This is a genomic window from Plesiomonas sp. (genome assembly GCF_051652165.1).
Classification (GTDB): Bacteria; Pseudomonadota; Gammaproteobacteria; order Enterobacterales; family CAMTGL01; genus Plesiomonas.
Window position 1 is genome coordinate 579,280 of sequence record NZ_JBOFTR010000004.1, and the last position, 22,861, is coordinate 602,140.

A 22,861-nucleotide genomic window follows, 5' to 3' on the forward strand; every position below is an offset into this window, starting at 1 on the left:
CAAAAATTATGCAGCACACGCCATATAGGACAGGGAGTCGAATGTGGCTCATTAAGCCCTGCTCAGACCGCAACTGTAGAGTCAAAAACAGCTAGAAGATAGCATACAGATAATATTTGTACCCGACTCTATCTTCCTCTTTCCGATAAGACTTATCGTGTTTATCGTTTTATAATCACAAAAGATATTAAAAACACACTTTTAAGCACGTTTACGCTAATCATCATGATGACAATAAATTCTGAAAACCCCTTCTCGGCACGCTGGAGTCGAGCAGGAAATACGCTGTGTTTAGGACATTGGATCATTACCTACAACGATGCATTACTGAACATTCCTGATAAAAATAATGAAAATCATATGGATACATATGGGATTTACTCTTTTATGTCACCAGATGACCCACTATTTGCCGAAGGGCTACATTGTGATGAGTGGATTATTAAGCATGCCGACTGGGTTGTTGACTGTTTTATTGATCACGCAATTCCGGCTGATGAAATGCACTTACGCTGGTTTTATGAGGCCATTAATCTGGCCGATTGGCGCTGCGGAAGCTGTGGTGGCTGCTGAGAACAGCCTGAGAGTCTAGTTATTGTCACATGTTCAAGGTATATTCTTCAACGTATCGAATTTTCGATATGCCGTTATTCAGGAGTAGGCCATGACTCGTGACGAGTTACTTCAATGGGCAGATATTGAATCTGCCAAAGCCAACGGAATGGCTGCCCTGAACAGTTATCACGGAAAAGAGTAATCTACTGGCCCGCTCTGCGGGCTTTTTTTTGTCGCAATTTTTGTGGTAATAACGGCAGAAAACCGTACCATACGCGGCATAGATTTATTGTACCAGATGCAATGTTTGCATCTTAGAGAATATCAGCATTAGAAATATGACGATGACACAAGATCTTAATCAAAAACAACAGTATAACTTCAATAAACTGCAAAAACGTTTACGCCGTGAAATCGGCACGGCGATTGCTGACTTTAACATGATTGAGGAAGGCGACCGAATTATGGTCTGCTTGTCCGGTGGTAAAGACAGTTATACGCTGCTCGATATTTTGCGTAATTTGCAGCAAAGTGCGCCAATTAATTTTGAACTGATTGCCGTAAATCTGGATCAGAAGCAGCCTGGTTTTCCGTCAGAAATCCTGCCTGCTTATCTGGAAAGTATCGGTGTTGAGTACAAAATTGTTGAAGAAGATACCTACTCTATTGTTAAAGATAAGATCCCCGAAGGTAAAACTACCTGTTCGCTCTGCTCACGCTTGCGCCGCGGTATTTTATATCGTACGGCGACTGAGTTGGGTGCAACCAAGATTGCATTAGGGCATCACCGTGATGACATCCTCGAGACGATGTTCTTAAATATGTTCTACGGTGGAAAACTCAAAGGTATGCCGCCAAAACTGGTCAGTGATGATGGTAAGCATGTGGTGATCCGTCCGCTGGCATATTGCCGTGAAAAAGATATCGAACGTTATGCTGAGGTGCGTGACTTCCCGATTATTCCGTGCAACTTGTGTGGTTCACAACCAAACTTGCAGCGTCAGGTCATCAAAGAGATGTTACGTGGCTGGGATAAGAGCCATCCGGGTCGAATTGAAACCATGTTCCGCGCAACGCAAAATATTGTTCCTTCACACATGTGTGATAGCGCATTGTTTGATTTCAAATCTATTCATGCCGGCAGCGAAGTGGTTGATGGCGGGGATATTGCGTTTGATAGACAAGAGATCCCTCTGCAACCAGTGGGTTTAGAAGATGATGAAGATTTGGTCGTCAATATCGGCGAACGTCTTGATATTGTTGAGCTGAAATAACCGCAAAAAAAAGAGAGCGCATTGCGCTCTCTTTTTATTTTCACACCAACATGTTCTTACACGATCAATCAATTACTTGTTGATACGGCGCTTGAACTCATTGGTACGGGTATCGATTTCGATCATATCGCCAATTTGTACAAAGTCAGCGACGGTCAGCGTGTAGTTAGTACCGACCAGTGTTGCTGGCTTCATCACTTTGCCTGAAGTATCACCACGCGCAGACGGCTCGGTGTAAGCAACTTCACGAACGATAGTGGTTGGCAGTTCTACGCTGATAGCTTTATCGTTGTAGAAGGTCACTTGGCAGATATCTTCCATGCCGTCTACCATGTAGTGCAGCATTTCGCCCAAGTTTTCAGTTTCGATATCATACTGATTGTAATCACTGTCCATGAATACATACATTGGGTCAGCGAAGTAAGAGTAAGTACACTCTTTACGCTCCAGAATGATATCTTCCATTTTTTCGTCAGCTTTGAAGACTGTCTCGGTTCCCGCACCAGTTAGCAGGCCTTTCAGCTTCATTTTACACACGGCAGAGTTACGACCGGATTTGTTAAATTCGGACTTCAGTACAATCATTGGCTCGCCGCCAATCATAACTACGTTACCGGCACGGATTTCCTGAGCAACTTTCATCGGTATTTCCTGTATTCAACAAGAGTTTTTGAAAAGCGCCGTATTCTAACTGCTTTGTGAAAATTTCACTAGCTGACAAGCTAAATCTTCTGTCAAAGCTAACGTATTTGCCCATTCGAGTGCCTGTTTTTTCAGCAAATCATACTCATTATCTAAAGTAGACCATGCTTTTAGCTCACACTGACCTGAATTATAACCCTGACAAAACTGCCTCATAGGTTCGGCCAGCGCTGTTGGCCATGCCTCAAGATAGCGGGTTAAAAAGGCATCTAATTTTTCGATATGTGCCTGTTCTTCTTGCGGATAGATATGCCAGATAAAAGGAACGCCTGCCCACTGAGCTCGGATAAAAGAGTCTTCGCCGCGAATAAAATTCAGATCGCAACTCCAGAGTAAACGATCAAATCCGGCCTGATCAGTAAACGGCAATACCTCCAAGCGAAGATGACCGTTACACCAGTGATCGCCTGCCTGTAATGCTGGCAATGCGAGCTGTTCTGTCAGATAGGTTAAGGTTCGCCCTTCCGGTACTAAGCAGCGCACCGGTTTTTCAGCGTCAGCCCAATATTGAATAAGTGTAAGTAAAGCTGGGTTTTCATACGTAAACAGGCTGACCCACTGCTCATTCTCACACTTAGGCATGATTCCCCGCTCTTCCCAGTAACAACCGATAGCATGCGGATCAGCTTGCCACTGTTCACGCGCAGCCAATAACCCCTGCTCACGCAATAAACCGCCGGTTTTTGCTGTAAATCCTGGAAAGAAAAAGTGTTTAGTGAGGCCATCAGACTGCAGTGATGGCAGTGCATGACACCCCTCGACCCACGGCTCGGCACTCAGATACTCTAAATTTAACCAACAAGGTGCTACCGTACACTGGCGCATCTGTGCTCTGAAATACTCTGGCAGCTCACAGGCAAAAGCCTCAATCACATTGTAAGCGGGTATCACAGGCTCTGCTCCACCCTGTGGCTTTGCTTGCCACAAGCAGAGGGTTATCCCAACATACTGCTGCTGCACACGGTGTGCATCTACTCCGGGACAGATTCGGGCACATGACGCCAGATCATCAACCCACAAGCGTACCCTCTGTTGATACTCAGTGGTCAATTGACGCGCCAAACGCAGCGTCACGCCGATATCGCCATAATTATCCACGACTGTACAAAAAATATCCCAGTCATAACGCTGTTCACTCATACTGCATTGCCTGCACATTGATTAGCCTTTTATAGGTTATTTTACGCTATTTCATCTGCGAAATGAGTGCCTTGAATGGTGAGATCTCAATCACACTACTGAGGAATTGCATTAAAAAGCAGTGATCTCTGCCTGCAAGCACGATTTTTTCCCGCTGACGGTTGCTCAAAAGCCGTTCAACCTGTAGTCTGCGCCTCTAATTGAACATCTGTGTGATGCTCATCATCTCATTTCATTCACTGTTTTAGGTACGCACCCTTGCTTTCCACAGCCAATATCACAATGCAATTCGGCGACAAGCCGCTTTTTGAAAATATCTCCGTTAAATTCGGTGAAGGTAATCGTTATGGTCTGATCGGGGCTAACGGTTGTGGGAAATCCACCTTCATGAAAATTCTGAGCGGTGAATTAGAGCAAAGCGCTGGTAATGTCAGCCTTGATGTCAATGAGCGTATGACCAAGTTGGGTCAGGATCAGTTCGCGTATGAAGAGTACAACGTAATTGATACCGTCATCATGGGGCACAAGGAGCTGTGGGAAATTAAGCAAGAGCGTGATCGCATCTATAATCTGCCTGAAATGAGCGAAGATGACGGCATGAAAGTAGCCGATCTTGAGGTTCAGTTCGCTGAAATGGATGGTTACTCTGCTGAAGCGCGTGCTGGCGAGCTTTTGCTTGGTGTAGGTATTCCACTAGAGCAGCATTTTGGCCTGATGAGTGCCGTAGCACCGGGTTGGAAACTACGGGTATTACTGGCACAAGTGCTGTTTGCTGAACCTGATATCATGCTGCTTGATGAACCAACCAACAACTTGGATATTCATACTATCCGTTGGCTAGAAGATGTGCTGAATCAGCGCAACTGTACCATGATCATTATTTCGCATGACCGCCACTTCCTGAACAGTGTTTGTACCCATATGGCCGATCTGGATTATGGTGATCTACGCCTATTCCCTGGCAACTATGATGAGTACATGACTGCGGCAACACAAGCGCGTGAGCGTCTATTAGCAGATAACGCCAAGAAAAAAGCACAACTGACCGAGCTTCAATCTTTCGTCAGCCGCTTCTCTGCAAACGCCTCAAAAGCAAAACAAGCAACATCACGTGCGCGTCAGATGGATAAAATTAAGCTTGAGGAAGTAAAAGCATCAAGCCGTCAGAATCCATTTATTCGTTTCGAACAGGAAAAAACGCTGTTCCGTAACGCACTTGAAGTTCAAAAGCTGGCTCAGGGCTATGATGGCAATACCCTTTTCTCTGGCTTTAACTTGATGACTGAAGTGGGTGAACGCGTTGCGATTATCGGCCAGAATGGTGTGGGTAAGTCTACCCTGCTGCACACCTTAGTCGGCTTGATGGAAGCACAAAGCGGCACGATTAAGTGGTCAGAAAATGCGCACATTGGTTATTATGCACAAGATCATGCCGACGAGTTTGATTGTGATCTGAACCTGTATGACTGGCTTGATCAGTGGAAAAAACCGGGCGATGATGAGCAGGTTATCCGTGGCATGCTTGGCCGGATGCTGTTCTCGCAAAATGATATTCTCAAATCAGTACGGGTGATCTCCGGTGGTGAACAAGGCCGTATGCTGTTTGCTAAGCTGATGCTGCAAAAGCCGAATATTTTAGTGATGGATGAACCGACTAACCATATGGATATGGAGTCTATTGAATCTCTGAACTTGGCATTGGAAAACTACAAAGGCACATTGTTCTTTGTCAGCCACGACCGTCAGTTTGTCTCTTCACTTGCCACCCGTATTATTGAATTAACCCCTGAGGGTATTCAAGACTTTAACGGCACTTACGATGAGTATTTGCGTCGTCAAGGTTTGTAATACAACACTAATAAATAAAAACAGAGAGCTAAATGCTCTCTGTTTTATTTATACGATGAGAGCTCTTATTCTTCATATTTTGATAATTGATAACTTAATTGTGTTGTCTCTTTTTGTGATACACAAATACCAAACCCTTGAAATCCATTGAGTGATAACTGAGCCAACTGCTGTTTTTGCTCTAAACTTTCTACTCGTGTTGCAATCGCATATAATGAACATTGATAAATTAACCGACACAATGAAATAACAACATTACGCGCCATCATATCTGCACTAGCATCAATACAACGGGTATAACTGTAATCAAGTTTAATGTATTCTGGCTTAAATTGAGCAAGGTAATTCCCTTTTTCTGCAATGCGCCCAAATTGATCAAGCCCCCATCGCCAGCCACTATTTTCTATATGCTGAATAAAAAATTTAGCGCGCTCTATATTCATCAATAGTGCGGACTCTGAAACCTCTAAAATAAGATGTTGATGTAAAAATTTAGCCTGTTGTAAATAACGGATAAAATCATGGCTATGCACACTCAGCATACTAATATTAATCGCCACCGCTTTATCAGCCTGCTGCTGGGCTAAATAACTGATTACTGCCATATCCAGCTGTACAGATAACCCAACTGCTTCAACCATTGGCAACCAATCTTCAGCCATAACCCACTGTTCATTTAATTTTAGTTGAATAAAAGCCTCTTGATGTAATATATTTCCCTCTTTATCAAAAACAGGTTGCAAAATAGCATTCATACATTGTGCTGGACTCTCAATAATACGTAAAATAGCCGCACGCCATGCATGATTATCATTCAATACCGGTGAAAATGTATCCTGATGAATATAGTAGTGTTTTGCTGACTTTCTCGCCCGTTGCAGCGCCATATCTGCTGCACTCAAGAGTGCTTGACTGGTTTGGCGACCATGTGTTGTCGCACCACCTAATAATGTAGGTAACTCTATTGAACACGTATTATGAGTCTGACTAAGTTGTATATCCTCATATTCAATTATTGTTTGATTAATATTTTCCAATAATATTTTTGCCCATTGATCAGCCACTTCAGCCAATAATCGTGGACACCAAATTGCAAACTCTGCTAAACGTGTACGGGCAATAAGAGCATTAGGATAAGTAGCACATTGTTCACGCAACAATGTGGCAATACGCAAACTTATTCTATCCGCATCTTGATTGCTGATTGTTTCATAATAATATGACAATTTTTCAAGATCGATAATAAAGAGGACACCCGCAACACCTTCATGACTAGCAGTATCTAATTGTTGACGAAACCATCGGCGGTTAGCTAAATGAGTAGTGACATCTTGATAAGCCTCACGGTGTAATCGTGATATTTCCTCAATCTGAGCATTAAATTCGCAGATGTATTTTTGTTGCATTTTATTAAAAGCGAGTGAAATAGCACTAAATTCTTTAATATTTGACTGCGAATTATAAAGTTTTGAATCACCGCCTTCTATATGATGAATGAAAAACATTGGAAGATTTTCTACTAATTCATATAGTGGTTTTAAAATTTTTTGCAAAAAAATACGGTAAACGACTACAGTAATAATAATAAATACTGTAGAAAAAAGAGCTAACCACAAGAGTAAAAAGTTGAACGTACCACTCAATTCTTCTTTCCCTCTTAGAGTTAATGCCTTTTTACTCTCGTCATCAATTATCGGTTCAATATAATGGAATGATAATGATGGCAATATAAATGTCGATTCAAAAAAATCAGATTCGGTTGTTTTGTGAAAAACAACTGACTCTGGTTGGATCAGAACATATTTAATGAGTAAAAATATGGCTAACATAAGTGCAGTACAAAGCACTATTAATAATAGGGTCAATCGATATAACAATGCTCTACATAGAGTATTCATACTGTGCATCCCATCAAATTTATCAAACGCATGTAAACCTATACTTTTCAACTCACTCTCTGAAAAAACGCGTATCATGATTAAAAGATAGTGCATTTACACAAACCTAACCATCTTTCTCAATAGAGATTATTTTTCATATAACAAGTATAATATTGTACTAAGTAAAAACATTATGGTAATTATATGAAATTCCGTGAAGCTACAGTAGCTGACATTCCAGCTATGTCAAAGATTCGATTAGCTGTAAAAGAAAATACACTTTCAAATCCGAATGTAATTACAGATCAAATGTATAAAGATTACTTAGATAAGTGTGGAAAAGGTTGGGTATGTGAAATACATGGAAAAGTAGTCTGTTTTTCTTATGCTGCTTCAGAAGATAACTCTATCTGGGCGTTATTTGTAAATCCAAACTATGAAGGTATGGGATTAGGTAAACAATTACTTAAATTGGCGATAGATTGGTTATTTGAGCGTGGCACTGACTGTATAACATTAGAAACGGCGATAAATACTCGTGCAGATCATTTTTATAAAGCACAAGGTTGGGTGAAAAGTACTACAAAAAATAGAGAGGACGTTATATATACTCTATATAAATCTACTCGCTAAACTGTATATTTTATATTTATTCTTCTGTTTATTTGCTTCACATCAACTCCAACAATATTGTTAAGGTTGATGTGATATATCGATTAACGCTCTAACAGAGGTGAGCTTCGAAAGCTCCACATCCCCATAACACGTAAAGAATCACGATAAATACCTAAAAGATCATCTTTAGAAACCTGTTGCAACTCCTCTAATGCTTTATCTGGTGCTGCAATAGACTCAAATGTAATATCATGTGGACCAGTTTCCCATGTTGCTATTTGCAACAACGCCTGTCCTCGACGTACATGGCTTCCTGAACTCAACACTACTGCTTGTTTAATACGGTGTTGAGTAAGTGCATATCGACTATACAATGCATTTTCTACCGTAGAAGTGGCATAGTTATCTTGAACAATACGTTTAGCATCAACACCTTTTTGAACTAACCATTTTTGCATTAAATCAGCTTCAGTTTGGTTATTGTGTGGAACACCCCCTGTAACAATCACTAAAGCCTGAGGGCTTTGGTTTGTCAGTTCTAATGCCTTCTCTAAACGCTTAATTAAAATATCATGCATAGAACCATCAGGATTAAGTGCATAACCAAGTACTACAATTGCTGAATCAGCGCCTAAAGGGCCAGGTAATGTATCACGAATAGGCATTTTACTTACCGTATCAACAACAGCAAATAGCTTTTGTAGTTGCTGATAACGTGCTGGGCTCAGTACTTTAAGGCTGTTTAAATGCTTATCTACTTCTGCTTGATTATCATTAAATCGCTGCCATGTGGCTAAATAGGTATGAGCATCTAAATCATCAGGCGCTAAAGTAAGTACTTTTTCAAAAATTTGAATCGCTTTATTGATATCTTTATTGTAAATATAAGCATTTGCAGCACTAAAAAGCAGATCTGCACGATATGGTTCTAATGTATATGCCGTTAATAAACGCTCAGCCACTGTCTCCATATTACTTGGTAGTTTAGCGGTAAAGCCGGCATGCGATATACGTGCAGGTGATTTAAACGCATCTACTGCTTGTTGAAGTAATTGATCGACAACCTGCCGCTGTGTCATTAACTCAGTATATTTACTTTGCGGATGTAACGTTTCAGTTGCAGAAAATACAGAGAATGTTGGCGATAGCAACGCAACAGCAAGAGAATATGCAATTAAACTATGAGTCTTATTTTTCATTGAACCCTCACAAATACAACATGCACCAAGGTAGATAATATAAAAAAATATCAGTAAATTACCTTATTGTTCGGTATTTTAAAGAATATACGTATTTATTAATATCTACTGCTTTTTAGATCACGTTTTTTATAAGGCCAACTGTTTTTACGAAATAAAAACACACTGTTATAATAAGTGTGTCACCTTGTTGTTTTATAAGTGACACCTTATCTAGAATTAAGTCATCAGATCCATTAATAAAAAAAATTCTCTTATTTACTTATGGTAGCTTACTTAAAATAATCTCTATTTTTATCTACACTCACTTAATTAATCTTACTTATTGAGTAATAAAATATTAATTACTGCCATTTTTCACATGCAACTTGGCTATTTTTTGTTGTGTCAGAAAACCATACTATACTATCTTCGATAGTCGCCTGAATATGCATAGTTCGCTGTACAAATTGGCTTAATATTGTTGTTTGCTCATCAGGAACAAAGTAAATAGACAGGTTTTTATATTGGCTAAGTTTATTTTTATTCTGCTCCCACCATATACGAGCAGAGCGTTCACTGTAAGTATATAACACTACTTTTTCTGACTGATTAACGGCTTTTTTAACTCTTTTTTCATCAGGAAGGCCAACATCAATCCACAAATCGATACCACCATGATAATTTTTAATCCAAATTTCTGGCTCATCTTCTGCGCATAACCCTTTAGTAAAGGATAATCGTTCATCAGCATGATAAATCCATGCTAATAAACGTACCATCATCCGTAACTCAGTTTCTGATGGATGCTGGGCAATGACTAAATCTACATCTTGATAGTGATGGCGATCCATGTCTGCAATGTTAATATTTGCTTTATAGACAGTCGCTTTTAAGGCCATGGTATTCTCTTTGTAATCTGCTTTTTTAATACAATAACGTGTTGCCATAGGCTTTATGGCAACAGAAAGAAAGGGGTGATAAATAGGTAATTACATAGTTATATAATATGTTATATCGATATCTTTTTTACATGCAAAGTAATGCCGTTGACTAACACAACTTCAACAACACACTCAGCGGGTAAATCAATGTCAGATTGAATGCGCCATGTTGTATCACCTAAGGTTAACCGGCCAATACCGTTTTGCATGGGTTCAGTCAGTTTTCCTTGCCGCCCAATTAGCGTATTTCCACGTTGATTTAATTGGGTATGTTGTTGATCTTGTTTATCTCTTCTATATTGCCAACGCCACCAAAGTAACGATGCCACTACGCTGAATACTGCAAATAAAACCCACTGCACAGCAAGAGTCAGTGGGATCAACCAGAGCAGTAATGCAACAGTTAATGCAGAAAGCCCAAGCCATAGCAAATACCCCGCAGTACCGAGCATTTCACAAGCTAATAGCACCAGACCTAAAACAATCCAGTGCAACGCTGACCATGCAGAAAATGCACTTAGCACGAACGTTCGCCTTGTTTATTTGCACTATTTTTAACGGTCGGATCTGCTTTTAATAACTCGGAGATGCCGCCAATAGCGCCAATTAAACTACTCGCTTCCAATGGCATTAACACAATTTTGCTGTTCTCAGCCTGACCAATAGCCTGCAACGCTTCTGTGTATTTTTGTGCGACAAAGTAGTTAATCGCTTGCATATTACCGGCACTGATTGCATCAGAAACCATCTGGGTTGCACGTGCTTCGGCTTCTGCAGCACGCTCACGCGCTTCAGCCTGCAAAAATGCGGCTTGACGCTCCCCTTCAGCTTTTAAAATTTGTGACTGTTTATCACCCTCAGCACGCAGGATCTCTGCCTGACGAACACCTTCTGCTTCAAGAATATCTGCACGCTTATTTCGCTCAGCTTTCATTTGCGCATTCATTGCGGCAATCAACTCTTGTGGTGGGCGCACATCACGGATCTCGATACGGGTAATTTTTACTCCCCATGCATTGGTCGCTTCATCTAAAATCCGCAACAAACGGCTGTTGATGGTATCGCGCTGTGAGAGCATCTCATCAAGCTCAAGTGCACCTAATACGGTGCGAATATTGGTCATAATCAGGTTACGAATCGCGTTCTCCAGATCATTGACTTCATACGCAACTTTTGCCGGATCAAACACTTGAACAAAACAGACTGCATCAATAGTGACATTTGCATTATCTTTAGAGATAACTTCTTGTGAAGGGATATCTAATACCCGCTCCATCATATTGATTTTATGCCCAACACGATCAATAAAGGGGATTACAAAATTTAGGCCAGGCACGAGTGTATTGGTGTAACGGCCAAAACGCTCGACTGTCCACTGATAACCTTGCGGAACAATTTTAAATGCAGTAACAACAATAATAAATGCCACAATGACAAGAGCAAATACAGGTGAAAATACAGTAATATCCATCAGTTAACATCCTTGATTATTTCAATTACTGGCCACTTAATATACGGGCAGGATCAATTTTCGTTGCCCGCCATGCCGGATAAAGACTGGCCAGTAAACTTAAAACAATGGCAGTAAGAGCAACTAAAACCACATCTTGTATACGCAATTCACTAGGAAGAAAGTCAACAAAATAGATATCACCCGACAAAAATTTATGCCCAACCAGTGTCTCTATTGCACGAATAATACGGGTTAAATTCAGTGATAATACAACCCCACCAACTACACCAAAAGCACAGCCAACCATTCCAGCCATCATACCGTACCACAGGAAAATATTACGGATGATTCGGTTGTTTGCGCCCATTGTCCGCAACACAGCAATATCACTTTGTTTATCTTTTACGGCCATAACCAGCGTAGAGACAATGTTAAAACAGGCCACACTGATCACTAATACCATAGCCAGATACATGATCACACGAACCATCTGAATATCACGGTACATATAGCCATATGTGCCCATCCAGCTACGTACATAACCATATACGCCCGTTAAGCGTCCTGCATCACGCACAATTTTTGCTGCTTCAAAGACTTTATCGACCTTCATGGCTACACCACTAACCCCTTCACCTAAGTCAAGATACTCTTGTGCGTCACGCAGGGGAACCATGCCAAAGGTGTGATCAAGCTGGCCATGTAACTGCAATAATCCTGTAATTTGTAAACGGATACGTTTTGGCTGCCGCAGCTTCATTTCAGGATCTGGGTTTGGGATCATCAGTGTCAACCAATCGCCAACCTTAAGACCAAGTGAGTCAGCAACCCCTTTTCCCAAAATAAGCTCATTTTTACCAGAACGGAATGTTTTCCATGCATCCCCTAAAACAAATTGGGGTAATGCACTGATCTTCTCTTCAGAGGCCGGATCAACTCCACGGATTTGTACGGCTTTAAGCTGTGTTCCTTGATCTGCTAATGCAGTAAAGGTGACATAAGGCGCAGTTGCCACAATTCCGGGGTGACGTTGTAACCTTGTCTCGACTTTTTGCCAATTAAGCAGGCTACCTTCTGCAGGGGTAATTTCACCGTGTGGTACAACGGCCAGAATACGGTCATTGAGTTCTCGTTGAAAACCATTCATGGCACTTAAGCCCATGATTAAAACAGCAACACCCAGTGCAATACCCAGTGTAGAGATAACCGAGATAAATGACACCATACCGTTGCGGCGGCGCGCTCGGCTATAACGTAACCCGATAAACAGTGATAACGGACGCAGCATTAGCGCCCTCCTGTTTTGACACTAAGTTCACGGGTAAGCAAACCATCACGCATCTCTAGCTGTCGACTTAACCGACCTGCCAGATTCAGATCATGTGTTACAACTAAAAAGGTTGTGCCGTGCCGTGCGTTTAATTCACCCAATAGCTCAAAAATACCGTCAGCAGTACGCTGATCAAGGTTACCCGTAGGCTCATCAGCCAAGACCAGTGAAGGTTGATTGACCAGTGCGCGAGCAATAGCAACGCGCTGACGTTCACCACCTGAAATTTCTGATGGCCGATGTTCTACACGCCGAGCTAAACCTACTGCTGTTAACATATCTTGTGCACGTTGTTGGGCAAATTTAGGTGACTCGCCAGCAATTAACAGTGGCATGGCCACATTTTCTAATGCGGTAAAATCAGGCAACAAATGATGAAATTGATACACAAAGCCAATATGCTCATTACGCAGTTTAGCCTGTTCGGTATTGCTCATGGCATACACATCTTTACCCTGAAATAACACTTGCCCTGAAGTAGGTTTATCTAGCCCACCTAGTAAATGCAGCAGTGTGCTTTTTCCTGACCCAGAGCTACCAACAACGGCGACGAGCTCCCCTTTTGCTAAAGTAAATGAAACTCCGCGCAATACGTCAGTTTCCATACCACCTTCGCGATAGGTTTTGACAAGATTTTCACAAACTAACAGTGGCTTATTCATAACGTAATGCCTCGGCAGGTTTGACAGCTGATGCGCGCCAAGCAGGATATAGGGTCGATAACAGAGCAACGATAACGGCAAAAAGAATAATGGTGATAACTTGCAATGGCTCAATAACGACGGGTAATGCTGTATTCTGTAAAAGATCGATTCCCAAAAGGGATAAAATATTATTAAGATTTGTAGCAATAAGCGTACCTAACGCTCCCCCAAACAGTGCTCCTATCACGCCAGCAGAAGCCCCTTGGGTAATAAAAATAACCATCACTTGGCGTGCGTTAAGCCCTAATGTTTGTAAAATTGCAACTTCGCCTTGCTTTTCCATGACCATTAAACTCAATGAGGTAACAATATTAAAAGCAGCAACCGTGATGATGAGACTCAGCAGTAATCCCATCATATTTTTTTCCATTTTTACTGCCTGAAAAAGCTCACCTTTCCGCGCGCGCCAATCTTCCCAAATGAGGTGGTCTGGAAGTGGGGTTTTAGCCGCTTGTTCTACATCAAATGGGTCTTTTAAAAATAAACGCCACCCACTGATATCGCCGCTTGGTAAACGCATTAACCGTGCAGCATCTTGAATATTCACTAAAATTTGTGATGCATCTATATCACTGCCAACAGAGAACATACCTGACACTGTAAACAAACGTTGACTAGGGATACGCCCCATTGGGGTAAATTGCGAAGCACTAGTGACCATGAGGCGAATTTTATCACCTTGCATAACGCCAAGTTGACTGGCCAGAGTATCCCCTAAAATTACATGGTATTCACTGGGCTTTAATGAATCGAGCGAGGAGTCAACAAGAAACGAAGAGAGTGGATCTCCCTCTTTCGGATCAATACCCAACATAACACCTGCACCAATATTTTTTGCACTCTGAATAATGACATCGCCCATTACCAAGGGGGCATGCTTTACAACATCTGGGATCATTGCCAGTTGGCTAAATGGAACCGACGTTGGATTAATTGCCCCTTCTTTTGAAGTAATCAAGACCTGAGGCATTAAATTCAGAGTGTTATCTTTCAAATCGCGTTCAAAGCCATTCATCACCGACAGTACAATGATCAGGGATAATACCCCAAGCGTTATCCCTATGGTGGATAAGCGGCTAACAAAACGCCCAAAACGATCACCCGTGCGACCGCGCAGATAACGTAAGCCAATAAATATTGAAGCCGGAGTAAACATAAGAAGTAGGCTTGACCGTAAAGTGAAAATGAGATTAACCCGATGAAACAGAAAATCAGCGTTTTTTCTTGCCAACCGGAATAAATACACAAGGTTACTGAGTGATATTATTCACTATTTATAGCGAAACTTACACAAGATTAGCATTTAACATTGCCAGATATCACAATCTGGCACAAACATTCCCCTTAACTCTTAAGAAGTAGAGGTAAACCTATGTTAGGTTATGCATCTTATCTCACTTACTATCGTTTTATTGTTGCATTTTCTCTTTGTATAACATCTCTGATAATATTCTCTTAACGATATAAATCAGGCTTTCGCTTTACTATGGATAAAGGACACTTTTTTTCTGTTCAACAGTGTTTATCTGTCAACATCTCGCCGTTAGCTACAGATATTCCGTTACCTGATCAGGTCACATTTGAACAAGAGATCCCCTTGCCTTTTCGTATTACTGCAGAAATTGCCCATCTTGATGCGAGCAGTATCCGTTCATTGCAAAATATAGGTGCTGTTGCTGATGATTTAGTGAATTGCTTGCAGATACAACAACAAAAAATTGATCTCTTAATCCACTCGATTTTATGGCAAGAAGATCAACCTATTCATCGCTATACCACACACTCATTCAGTGCTGGAGGTTTACGCTATTTTTGTAAAGATCTTCCTGCTATTAATACGCATATGTGTATTAAGATTTTTTTGCCTCATCCTGCCGCGGCCATTTATTGCTACGGTGAAGTTATGGCGATTGAAATAGAACAGGGCCAACCTCTTGTACAGATTCGCTTTACCCATTTACGTGATAACGATCAAGATCTGTTAATCAGAGCCGCCTTATATATACAACAGCAACAGCTTAAACAACGTGCCGAACTCAGAGTAAAGCCTAATCTATGACACAAAGTAATTATCTTAATCTGAACTTACCGGTCAATGCCGGTGATCACCGATATATCGGGCAATTAGTTGGCTCGTCACTCGCTTTAGCCGCAGCAGAAATTGGTCAGCAGCATAATGGCCCTCTCTTGCTTGTCACAAAAGACAGCCAAACAGCTTTGCGCCTAACACAAGAGATCCGGCAATTTAGTGACGATTCACCCGTGCTTTTTCCCGATTGGGAAACACTACCGTATGATAGCTTTTCGCCGCATCAAGATATTATTTCTGAACGGCTATCAACCTTATATCGGTTACCAAAAATGCACAGTGGTATGCTAGTGATGCCGGTGAATACATTAATGCAACGGGTATGTCCACGCGATTTTTTACTCTCACATGCCCTGTTGGTCAAAAAAGGGGATCAACTCTCACTTGATAAACTGCGTGTGCAATTAGAGCAAGCAGGCTATCGCCCTGCCGAACAAGTCATGGAACACGGTGAGTTTGCGACCCGTGGTGCGCTGTTAGATCTGTTCCCGATGGGCAGCCAGACACCATTTCGGCTCGATTTTTTTGATGATGAAATAGACTCAATCAGAACATTTGATCCAGACTCACAACGAACGCTGAGTGAGGTTACACATATTGATCTGTTGCCTGCGCGTGAGTTCCCAACGGATAAAATAGCCATAGAGGGCTTTCGTAGCCGCTGGCGTGAGCAGTTTGAGATCCGCCGCGATCCTGAACATATCTATCAGCAAGTCAGTAAAAATACGCTTCCTGCCGGCATTGAATATTGGCAACCGCTCTTTTTTGAGCAGATGACCACACTGTTTGATCACTTGCCAGATAATATACTGATTGTAACAGTCGGTGATACCGCTGAAGCCGCAACCCGTTTTTACAGTGATGCCACAAAACGCCATCATGATCGGGGAATTGACCCAATGCGCCCACTGCTTGATCCTTCGGCATTATGGCAACGGGTTGATGAGCTTAATGGCCATCTTAAGCAGTACCCCAATATTCATTTGCAACAAGCCCCGCTGGATGTACGAGCTGGCCGCGAAAACCTTCCCCTAGTGGCTCTTCCTGAGATAAAACTCCAGCATCAGCATAAAGAACCATTACAGGCATTGCGCCATTTTCTTGAAAACTTTACCGGTGCAGTTGTGTTTTCTGTTGAGAGTGAAGGCCGCAGAGAAACGCTGCTCGATTTACTTTCACCACTGAAATTACGCCCAAAAACCATTCATCACCTGCACGAAATTAGAGATACCCGCAAGCCAGAGCCGGTGTTAATGGTTGGAAGTGCCGAAACAGGCTTTATCCTGAATACAAGAGATATCACACAGCCTGATGAAAAAATCACCACCTATGATGCAGCAACTCAACCTCTTCTTGGCTTGATTTGCGAAAGTGATTTGCTCGGTGTGCGAATTAGCCAACGCCGACGCGATAACCGAAAAACCATCAACACCGAAACGATTATCCGTAATCTTGCTGAATTGCGGATCGGGCAACCGGTGGTGCATCTTGAACACGGTGTGGGGCGTTATGGTGGGTTAACCACACTAGAAACTGGCGGAATTACCGCAGAATACATGGTGCTCACGTATGCGGGTGAAGCCAAACTGTATGTGCCTGTTTCATCACTGCACTTAATTGGCCGTTATAGTGGTGGTGCAGATGAAACTGCGCCGCTACATAAACTTGGGGGTGAGGCATGGGCAAAAGCCCGTGGTAAAGCCGCAGAAAAAGTGCGTGATGTTGCCGCCGAGCTGCTCGATATTTATGCCCGCAGAGCACTGAAACCCGGTTTTGCTTTTAAGCACGATCGTGAACAGTATCAGCAATTTTGCAGTACCTTTCCTTTTGATGAAACCGAAGACCAACGCAATGCGATCAATGCCGTATTAACCGATATGACTCAGCCTTATGCGATGGATCGGCTGGTTTGTGGTGATGTTGGTTTTGGTAAAACTGAAGTGGCCATGCGTGCAGCATTTTTGTCTGTGATAAACCACCGCCAGGTAGCCATACTCGTGCCCACTACCTTGTTAGCACAACAGCACTTTGAAAACTTCCGTGATCGTTTTGCCAACTGGCCGGTGAATATTGAAGTGATGTCTCGCTTTCGCAGTGCAAAAGAGCAGCAAGCGATACAGCACAATGTGACTGAAGGTAAAGTTGATATTTTAATTGGTACGCATAAACTGCTGCAAAATGATATTAAATTCAGCAATCTCGGCCTGTTAATTGTGGATGAAGAGCACCGTTTTGGTGTCCGCCAGAAAGAGAAGATCAAAGCACTGCGCGCCGATGTTGATATTCTCACTCTAACGGCAACCCCTATTCCGCGCACGCTGAATATGGCCATGAGCGGTATGCGTGACTTATCTATTATTACCACCCCACCAGCACGCCGTATGGCAGTGAAAACCTTTGTACGTGAGTATGACGATTTAACCATCCGTGAGGCCATTCTGCGTGAAGTACTCAGAGGGGGTCAGGTCTATTATCTGCATAATGCGGTTGACAGTATCGAGAAAACTGCTGAAAAACTGGCCGAATTAGTGCCAGAAGCGCGTATCACCATCGGCCATGGCCAGATGCGTGAGCGCGATTTAGAACGGGTAATGTCTGATTTTTATCATCAACGCTTTAATGTGTTGGTGTGTACCACCATTATTGAAACAGGTATTGATATCCCGACTGCCAACACCATTATTATTGATGATGCCGATCATTTCGGGCTGGCTCAATTGCACCAGTTGCGCGGACGAGTGGGCCGATCACACCATCAGGCTTATGCCTATTTGCTCACACCACCGCCCAAACGCATGACTGACGATGCACGCAAGCGTCTAGAGGCTATTGCCTCACTCGAAGATCTGGGGGCTGGTTTTGCTCTGGCAACGCACGATCTGGAGATTCGGGGTGCAGGTGAGCTACTGGGCGATGATCAGAGCGGGCAGATTGAGTCTATCGGTTTTACCTTGTACATGGAGATGCTAGAGAGTGCTGTCGATGCGCTGCGTAATGGTAAAGAGCCCTCACTCGATGATTTGACTCGCGGACAAACGGAAGTGGAGCTACGCATTCCTGCTCTGTTGCCAGATGATTATCTGCCAGATGTGAATATGCGGCTATCGCTCTATAAGCGGATCGCCAGCGCAGAAAATGAAGCGGTACTCGATGAGCTAAAATCAGAGATTATTGATCGTTTCGGTTTACTGCCCGACCCTGCACGCCACTTGCTCAGTGTTGCACGGATTCGTCTGCGAGCACATCGCTTGGGTATCAAACGTGTAGAGGCCTCTGACAGTGGTGGTTATATTGAGTTTAATGACCAACCTAACATTAGCCCTGTTTATCTGATTTCACTGTTACAGCAACCACAGCAATTCCGGTTGGATGGCCCAACTAAGCTCAAGTTTTTTGCTCAGTTACTTGATCGTAAAAAGCGCATTGAATATATCGAACAACTGCTTGGCAATTTTGAAACGCATAAGATCAATCAGTAAGTTAAGCTATACATAGCTCAATATGAGTTATGTTAAGTATACATACTCACTAATATTAAAAAGCACAGCATCAAAAAACAGGCTGTGCTTTTTTATTCTTCAACGCTGTCTGCAACATAATTACCGATTTGCGTGCAAGCTAAGAACCGTGACTAAATCTTGTGTTGAAAAGGGTTTACTGAGAAAACCATCCATTCCTGCGTTTTGGCACTCTTCCCTATCTTGCAGCATAGCATTGGCCGTTAACGCAATAATCACGGGTTGTAACAGTGGCAACGCACGAATCTGGCGTGTTGCCTCAAGGCCATCCATAACAGGCATTTGAATATCCATCAGTACAATTTCAGGCTGAAACTGCTGTACAAACGCAACTGCCTCAGCACCGTTCTCTGCAAGTTGTGCCTGTAACCCCAGTTTTTCTAAAATTTTTAATGAAAGACGTTGATTCGTTTTGTTATCTTCTACCAATAAGATATGCTGTAGTTTAATGTATTCAGGCAACATAGGTAATATCGATAGAGGTTGATCAATGCCTGTTGCTACTTTCATTGGCCAGCTAATGGTAAAACAACTGCCTTTACCCCATTCACTAACCACAGAAATATGCCCACCCATCATATGGATAAGCTGGTGGCTAATTGCCAGACCTAATCCACTTCCACCAAAACGGCGTGTTGTTGAACTGTCTGCCTGCTCAAATGGCTTAAACAAACGGCTTTGCTGCTCATCAGTTAAACCAATACCTGTATCTTCTACATGTAGAGTTACTTGAAAATAACGTTGTTCTTCTAATTCAGGAAATATCGGCATTAATTCTAACTTAACACTTACGCAACCCTGTTCAGTAAATTTCAAAGCGTTACTGACTAAATTCGATATAATTTGCCGTAATCGTGTCATATCCCCATAAAAAAAGTGTTTTCCCTTCGCCCCTTTTAACTCTAAGCCAGTGCCTTGTTTTACTGCTTTAGGGCTAAAGAGTGTAATAATACTGTAAAGTAGCTCACTTAAATCAAACACAGACTCTTCTAAACTCAACTTTCCAGCTTCAATACGCGAAAGATCAAGAATACCGTCAATAAGAGAGATGAGCGACTGACCACATGAACGAATAGTTTCAACAAACTCATTCTGTTCTACATTAAGTGGTGTAGCTGCAAGCAGTTCTGCCATGCCCAGCACTCCATTCATTGGTGTGCGAATTTCATGGCTCATCATCGCAAAAAATTCACTTTTTGCTTTCACTGCTTGTTCTGATCGAATAAGGGCTTGTTTTAACTCTTCGGTACGAACGGCAATTTGCGCTTCAAGGCTTTTCGCTGCACCCTCTAATAGAATATTGGCTGAATAGAGCTCAAGGCTCTTTACCTCAAGTAAACGCTCGGCTTCTTTACGCGCATTGCGCTCTCTTTCTATGCGCCGTTGTAATTTCAGAATATCAGAGTGAGCGTTATCCATAATAATATTAAGCAGTTAACGTAAGCGTAATTTCAATTAATGTCGATTTATCTTGCTGTGGATGCAAAATAACACAACCGGTTTGGCAATAATGCAATAATGCGCCTTCAACCAAGCCTTGTGCTAAACGATCTAGACAACGTGGTGAGCGATATTGCAACAGTTGACGCTGTTCTGTCTGCTCAAGCACCTCAAAGGCAGGTAACTCAGCATCGGGATACAGTTTTTTTACTTCCGCATGAATAACATCTTCAATGCCCGCTAACAGGCTAAATGTGGTGGAGTGGCCCACTAAAAATTGTGGGTATAACTGGCTAAAACGGCCAAACAGAAATTGACCAAATTGATGAATAAGATCGCCAGGCGGAATACCACTACGCTGGGAAAGAGCGGCTACTAAGCTTGCCATTTCGCTAAAAGGATATGTGCCGACTGAGGTATAGGCACCACCGTGTGGCAACTTTGCGTCATCTATTACATCATCGACCATATCCTCTGAAAATACATGCGATACCATATCCATAAATTCAGTAAACACGATCCCTTTCATCTGCATACTCTCTGTCGATTACGCTAATGTGTGGTTAGCTTTTAGTCGCTGCGCACTTATGTTTAATATGGAGGATAAATACTTCTTGATACTCCCCTTGTTATAAACCTTAGTTCATTCTTTCGGCTTACTCCATGAAAGTAGCAAGATTTACAGGTGTAACCCTTAAAATGCGATCTAAGCTGTTTATAACCGGCTGAAATAAAAAAAGCACCACGATAACGTGATGCTTTTTAAACCACAGCGGGTTAATGCAAAATCAGTGCAGTTTCAATGTTGGTCGAATAACGCGATTAATACGACCAACTAACATCATCAAGCCGGTTTTAATATAACCGTGTAACGCAACCTGATGCATTCGATATAATGAGATATAAGCAACCCGTGCAATACGCCCTTCAATCATCATTGAACCGCGCATTAAGTTCCCCATTAGGCTACCTACTGTACTAAATTTAGACAGTGAAACCAATGAACCACGATCGTTATACACGTACTTTTTCAGGTCGCGCCCGTCAAACAGTGCCAAAATGTTGTCATAGCACAAGCTGGCCATTTGATGTGCTGATTGTGCGCGCGGTGGCACAAACGAGCCATCTTCTTGTGGGCAACTTGCACAGTCACCAATGGCAAAAATATGTGAATCACGGGTCGTTTGTAATGTTGGTTCAACAACTAACTGATTGATTCGGTTAGTTTCCAACCCTGCGATATCTTTCATAAAATCAGGTGCTTTGATCCCTGCAGCCCAAACCATCAACTCGGCAGGAATATAATCACCCTCTTTGGTATGTAAACCACCGGCATCAGCTTTCGTTACCATTGTCTGCGTGCGCACGTTGACACCCAATTTGGTCAGCTCAAGGTGTGCTGCAGATGAAATACGTACTGGCAGTGCAGGTAAAATGCGCTCACCGGCCTCCACCAATGTGACATTCAGATGACGGCTATCGAGTGCTTCAAAACCATAGCTGTGCAGTTGCTTCACTGCATTATGCAGTTCAGCAGAAAGCTCTACCCCTGTAGCTCCCCCACCCACAATAGCGATGTTCACTTTATCTTGTTTCTCAGGTTGTGCTGAGAACTTCATAAACTGGTTTAACATCGCTTCATGGAAACGATTTGCCTGATCAGGGCTATCAAGGAAGATACAATTATCTGCCACACCTTCGGTGCAAAAATCATTTGATTTACTGCCCAGAGCCATAACCAGAACATCAAAAAATAGCTCACGTTCAGGTACTAATAACTCATTATTTTCATCACGAATTTCAGCTAATGTCACTGAACGACGCTCACGATCAACATTAATCAGTGTACCTTGTTGAAACTGAAAATAGTGGTTATGCGCATGTGCACGATAACTCAGTGCATCAATACCGTCATCCATTGAGCCTGTTGCAACTTCATGCAACAACGGTTTCCACAGATGGGTCTGGTTGCGGTCGATCAGTGTAATTTCTGCTTTGCCTTTGCGACCGAGCTTATTCCCCATACGGGTTACTAATTCAAGGCCACCAGCACCGCCGCCAACAACAATAATTTTTTTCAAGGCGTAGCCCCCGTTACCACTTTTGGTCAGAATGATGAAAAATCACACCAAACACACAAAGGCTACTGTTCAAGCATGCATTATTTGATAGAGCAGATTAAGACTAAAAA

General features: G+C 42.3%; 19 protein-coding genes. 6 read left to right on the forward strand and 13 right to left on the reverse strand.

The window, feature by feature from the left end:
- The first annotated feature begins 225 nt into the window (after positions 1–225).
- Complete coding sequence (locus tag ACRC53_RS05080; RefSeq protein WP_438641009.1) at positions 226–573, forward strand: hypothetical protein; 348 nt, start codon at positions 226–228, stop codon at positions 571–573.
- A 320-nt stretch (positions 574–893) separates the two neighbouring features.
- Entirely contained in the window at positions 894–1,829 is a 936-nt protein-coding gene (ttcA, locus tag ACRC53_RS05085) for a tRNA 2-thiocytidine(32) synthetase TtcA (RefSeq protein WP_438621823.1), read from the forward strand.
- A gap of 72 nt (positions 1,830–1,901) precedes the next feature.
- Here the strand turns inward: ttcA and efp are convergent, their stop codons facing one another.
- The gene (efp, locus tag ACRC53_RS05090; protein ID WP_438623153.1) at positions 1,902–2,471 is read right to left on the reverse strand and encodes an elongation factor P; all 570 of its coding nucleotides are present in this window, start codon (positions 2,469–2,471) and stop codon (positions 1,902–1,904) included.
- Positions 2,472–2,516: 45 nt separating this feature from the next.
- The gene (gene earP, locus ACRC53_RS05095) at positions 2,517–3,671 is read right to left on the reverse strand and encodes an elongation factor P maturation arginine rhamnosyltransferase EarP (protein ID WP_438642452.1); all 1,155 of its coding nucleotides are present in this window, start codon (positions 3,669–3,671) and stop codon (positions 2,517–2,519) included.
- 258 nt (positions 3,672–3,929) lie between these two features.
- Between earP and ACRC53_RS05100 the strand changes: the two genes are divergently transcribed.
- Complete coding sequence (locus ACRC53_RS05100) at positions 3,930–5,519, forward strand: ABC-F family ATPase (protein WP_438642453.1); 1,590 nt, start codon at positions 3,930–3,932, stop codon at positions 5,517–5,519.
- A 65-nt stretch (positions 5,520–5,584) separates the two neighbouring features.
- On the opposite strand, the gene ACRC53_RS05105 is transcribed toward ACRC53_RS05100, so the two are convergent.
- Positions 5,585–7,513, reverse strand: coding sequence for an EAL domain-containing protein (locus tag ACRC53_RS05105; protein WP_438642454.1), 1,929 nt, complete (start codon positions 7,511–7,513; stop codon positions 5,585–5,587).
- Positions 7,514–7,603: 90 nt separating this feature from the next.
- Here ACRC53_RS05105 and ACRC53_RS05110 point away from each other — a divergent pair, with 90 nt between their 5' ends.
- Complete coding sequence (locus ACRC53_RS05110) at positions 7,604–8,032, forward strand: GNAT family N-acetyltransferase (RefSeq protein WP_438642455.1); 429 nt, start codon at positions 7,604–7,606, stop codon at positions 8,030–8,032.
- Between the two features lie 83 nt (positions 8,033–8,115).
- On the opposite strand, the gene ACRC53_RS05115 is transcribed toward ACRC53_RS05110, so the two are convergent.
- The 7 genes from ACRC53_RS05115 to lolC form a co-directional block, all read right to left on the reverse strand.
- Positions 8,116–9,213 (reverse strand): ElyC/SanA/YdcF family protein, encoded by a 1,098-nt coding sequence (locus ACRC53_RS05115; RefSeq protein ID WP_438642456.1) that lies wholly within the window; start codon positions 9,211–9,213, stop codon positions 8,116–8,118.
- 344 nt (positions 9,214–9,557) lie between these two features.
- Entirely contained in the window at positions 9,558–10,094 is a 537-nt protein-coding gene (locus ACRC53_RS05120; protein WP_438642457.1) for a YaeQ family protein, read from the reverse strand.
- Positions 10,095–10,204: 110 nt separating this feature from the next.
- Entirely contained in the window at positions 10,205–10,660 is a 456-nt protein-coding gene (locus tag ACRC53_RS05125; RefSeq protein ID WP_438642458.1) for an NfeD family protein, read from the reverse strand.
- Positions 10,654–11,607, reverse strand: a complete 954-nt coding sequence (locus ACRC53_RS05130; RefSeq protein ID WP_438642459.1) for an SPFH domain-containing protein — start codon at positions 11,605–11,607, stop codon at positions 10,654–10,656. The genes ACRC53_RS05125 and ACRC53_RS05130 overlap by 7 nt, the downstream gene beginning before the upstream one ends.
- Positions 11,608–11,632: 25 nt before the next feature.
- The gene (lolE, locus tag ACRC53_RS05135) at positions 11,633–12,877 is read right to left on the reverse strand and encodes a lipoprotein-releasing ABC transporter permease subunit LolE (RefSeq protein ID WP_438642460.1); all 1,245 of its coding nucleotides are present in this window, start codon (positions 12,875–12,877) and stop codon (positions 11,633–11,635) included.
- On the reverse strand, positions 12,877–13,581 hold the full coding sequence (lolD, locus tag ACRC53_RS05140) for a lipoprotein-releasing ABC transporter ATP-binding protein LolD (protein WP_438642461.1): 705 nt from the start codon (positions 13,579–13,581) through the stop codon (positions 12,877–12,879). The genes lolE and lolD overlap by 1 nt, the downstream gene beginning before the upstream one ends.
- Positions 13,574–14,779 (reverse strand): lipoprotein-releasing ABC transporter permease subunit LolC, encoded by a 1,206-nt coding sequence (gene lolC, locus ACRC53_RS05145; protein ID WP_438642462.1) that lies wholly within the window; start codon positions 14,777–14,779, stop codon positions 13,574–13,576. The genes lolD and lolC overlap by 8 nt, the downstream gene beginning before the upstream one ends.
- A gap of 330 nt (positions 14,780–15,109) precedes the next feature.
- Here lolC and ACRC53_RS05150 point away from each other — a divergent pair, with 330 nt between their 5' ends.
- Entirely contained in the window at positions 15,110–15,682 is a 573-nt protein-coding gene (locus tag ACRC53_RS05150; protein WP_438642463.1) for a PilZ domain-containing protein, read from the forward strand.
- The gene (gene mfd, locus ACRC53_RS05155; RefSeq protein ID WP_438642464.1) at positions 15,679–19,191 is read left to right on the forward strand and encodes a transcription-repair coupling factor; all 3,513 of its coding nucleotides are present in this window, start codon (positions 15,679–15,681) and stop codon (positions 19,189–19,191) included. The genes ACRC53_RS05150 and mfd overlap by 4 nt, the downstream gene beginning before the upstream one ends.
- Positions 19,192–19,311: 120 nt before the next feature.
- Here the strand turns inward: mfd and ACRC53_RS05160 are convergent, their stop codons facing one another.
- The 3 genes from ACRC53_RS05160 to ACRC53_RS05170 form a co-directional block, all read right to left on the reverse strand.
- Positions 19,312–20,649 carry an ATP-binding protein gene (locus tag ACRC53_RS05160; protein WP_438642465.1) on the reverse strand — a complete coding sequence of 446 codons (1,338 nt, stop codon included), beginning with the start codon at positions 20,647–20,649 and terminating at the stop codon, positions 19,312–19,314.
- Between the two features lie 7 nt (positions 20,650–20,656).
- Positions 20,657–21,199 carry a heme NO-binding domain-containing protein gene (locus ACRC53_RS05165; protein ID WP_438642466.1) on the reverse strand — a complete coding sequence of 181 codons (543 nt, stop codon included), beginning with the start codon at positions 21,197–21,199 and terminating at the stop codon, positions 20,657–20,659.
- 259 nt (positions 21,200–21,458) lie between these two features.
- Positions 21,459–22,751, reverse strand: a complete 1,293-nt coding sequence (locus tag ACRC53_RS05170; protein ID WP_438642467.1) for an NAD(P)/FAD-dependent oxidoreductase — start codon at positions 22,749–22,751, stop codon at positions 21,459–21,461.
- Positions 22,752–22,861: the final 110 nt, after the last annotated feature.

Coding starts and splice junctions, on each gene's coding strand:
- ACRC53_RS05160 (WP_438642465.1), bottom strand. CDS start 20,649: ATGGATAACGCTCACTCTGATATTCTGAAATTACAACGGCGCATAGAA.
- lolD (WP_438642461.1), bottom strand. CDS start 13,581: ATGAATAAGCCACTGTTAGTTTGTGAAAATCTTGTCAAAACCTATCGC.
- ttcA (WP_438621823.1), top strand. CDS start 894: ATGACGATGACACAAGATCTTAATCAAAAACAACAGTATAACTTCAAT.
- ACRC53_RS05105 (WP_438642454.1), bottom strand. CDS start 7,513: ATGCACTATCTTTTAATCATGATACGCGTTTTTTCAGAGAGTGAGTTG.
- ACRC53_RS05150 (WP_438642463.1), top strand. CDS start 15,110: ATGGATAAAGGACACTTTTTTTCTGTTCAACAGTGTTTATCTGTCAAC.
- earP (WP_438642452.1), bottom strand. CDS start 3,671: ATGAGTGAACAGCGTTATGACTGGGATATTTTTTGTACAGTCGTGGAT.
- ACRC53_RS05120 (WP_438642457.1), bottom strand. CDS start 10,094: ATGGCCTTAAAAGCGACTGTCTATAAAGCAAATATTAACATTGCAGAC.
- ACRC53_RS05130 (WP_438642459.1), bottom strand. CDS start 11,607: ATGGATATTACTGTATTTTCACCTGTATTTGCTCTTGTCATTGTGGCA.
- lolE (WP_438642460.1), bottom strand. CDS start 12,877: ATGCTGCGTCCGTTATCACTGTTTATCGGGTTACGTTATAGCCGAGCG.
- ACRC53_RS05080 (WP_438641009.1), top strand. CDS start 226: ATGATGACAATAAATTCTGAAAACCCCTTCTCGGCACGCTGGAGTCGA.
- mfd (WP_438642464.1), top strand. CDS start 15,679: ATGACACAAAGTAATTATCTTAATCTGAACTTACCGGTCAATGCCGGT.
- lolC (WP_438642462.1), bottom strand. CDS start 14,779: ATGTTTACTCCGGCTTCAATATTTATTGGCTTACGTTATCTGCGCGGT.
- ACRC53_RS05110 (WP_438642455.1), top strand. CDS start 7,604: ATGAAATTCCGTGAAGCTACAGTAGCTGACATTCCAGCTATGTCAAAG.
- ACRC53_RS05165 (WP_438642466.1), bottom strand. CDS start 21,199: ATGAAAGGGATCGTGTTTACTGAATTTATGGATATGGTATCGCATGTA.
- efp (WP_438623153.1), bottom strand. CDS start 2,471: ATGAAAGTTGCTCAGGAAATCCGTGCCGGTAACGTAGTTATGATTGGC.
- ACRC53_RS05115 (WP_438642456.1), bottom strand. CDS start 9,213: ATGAAAAATAAGACTCATAGTTTAATTGCATATTCTCTTGCTGTTGCG.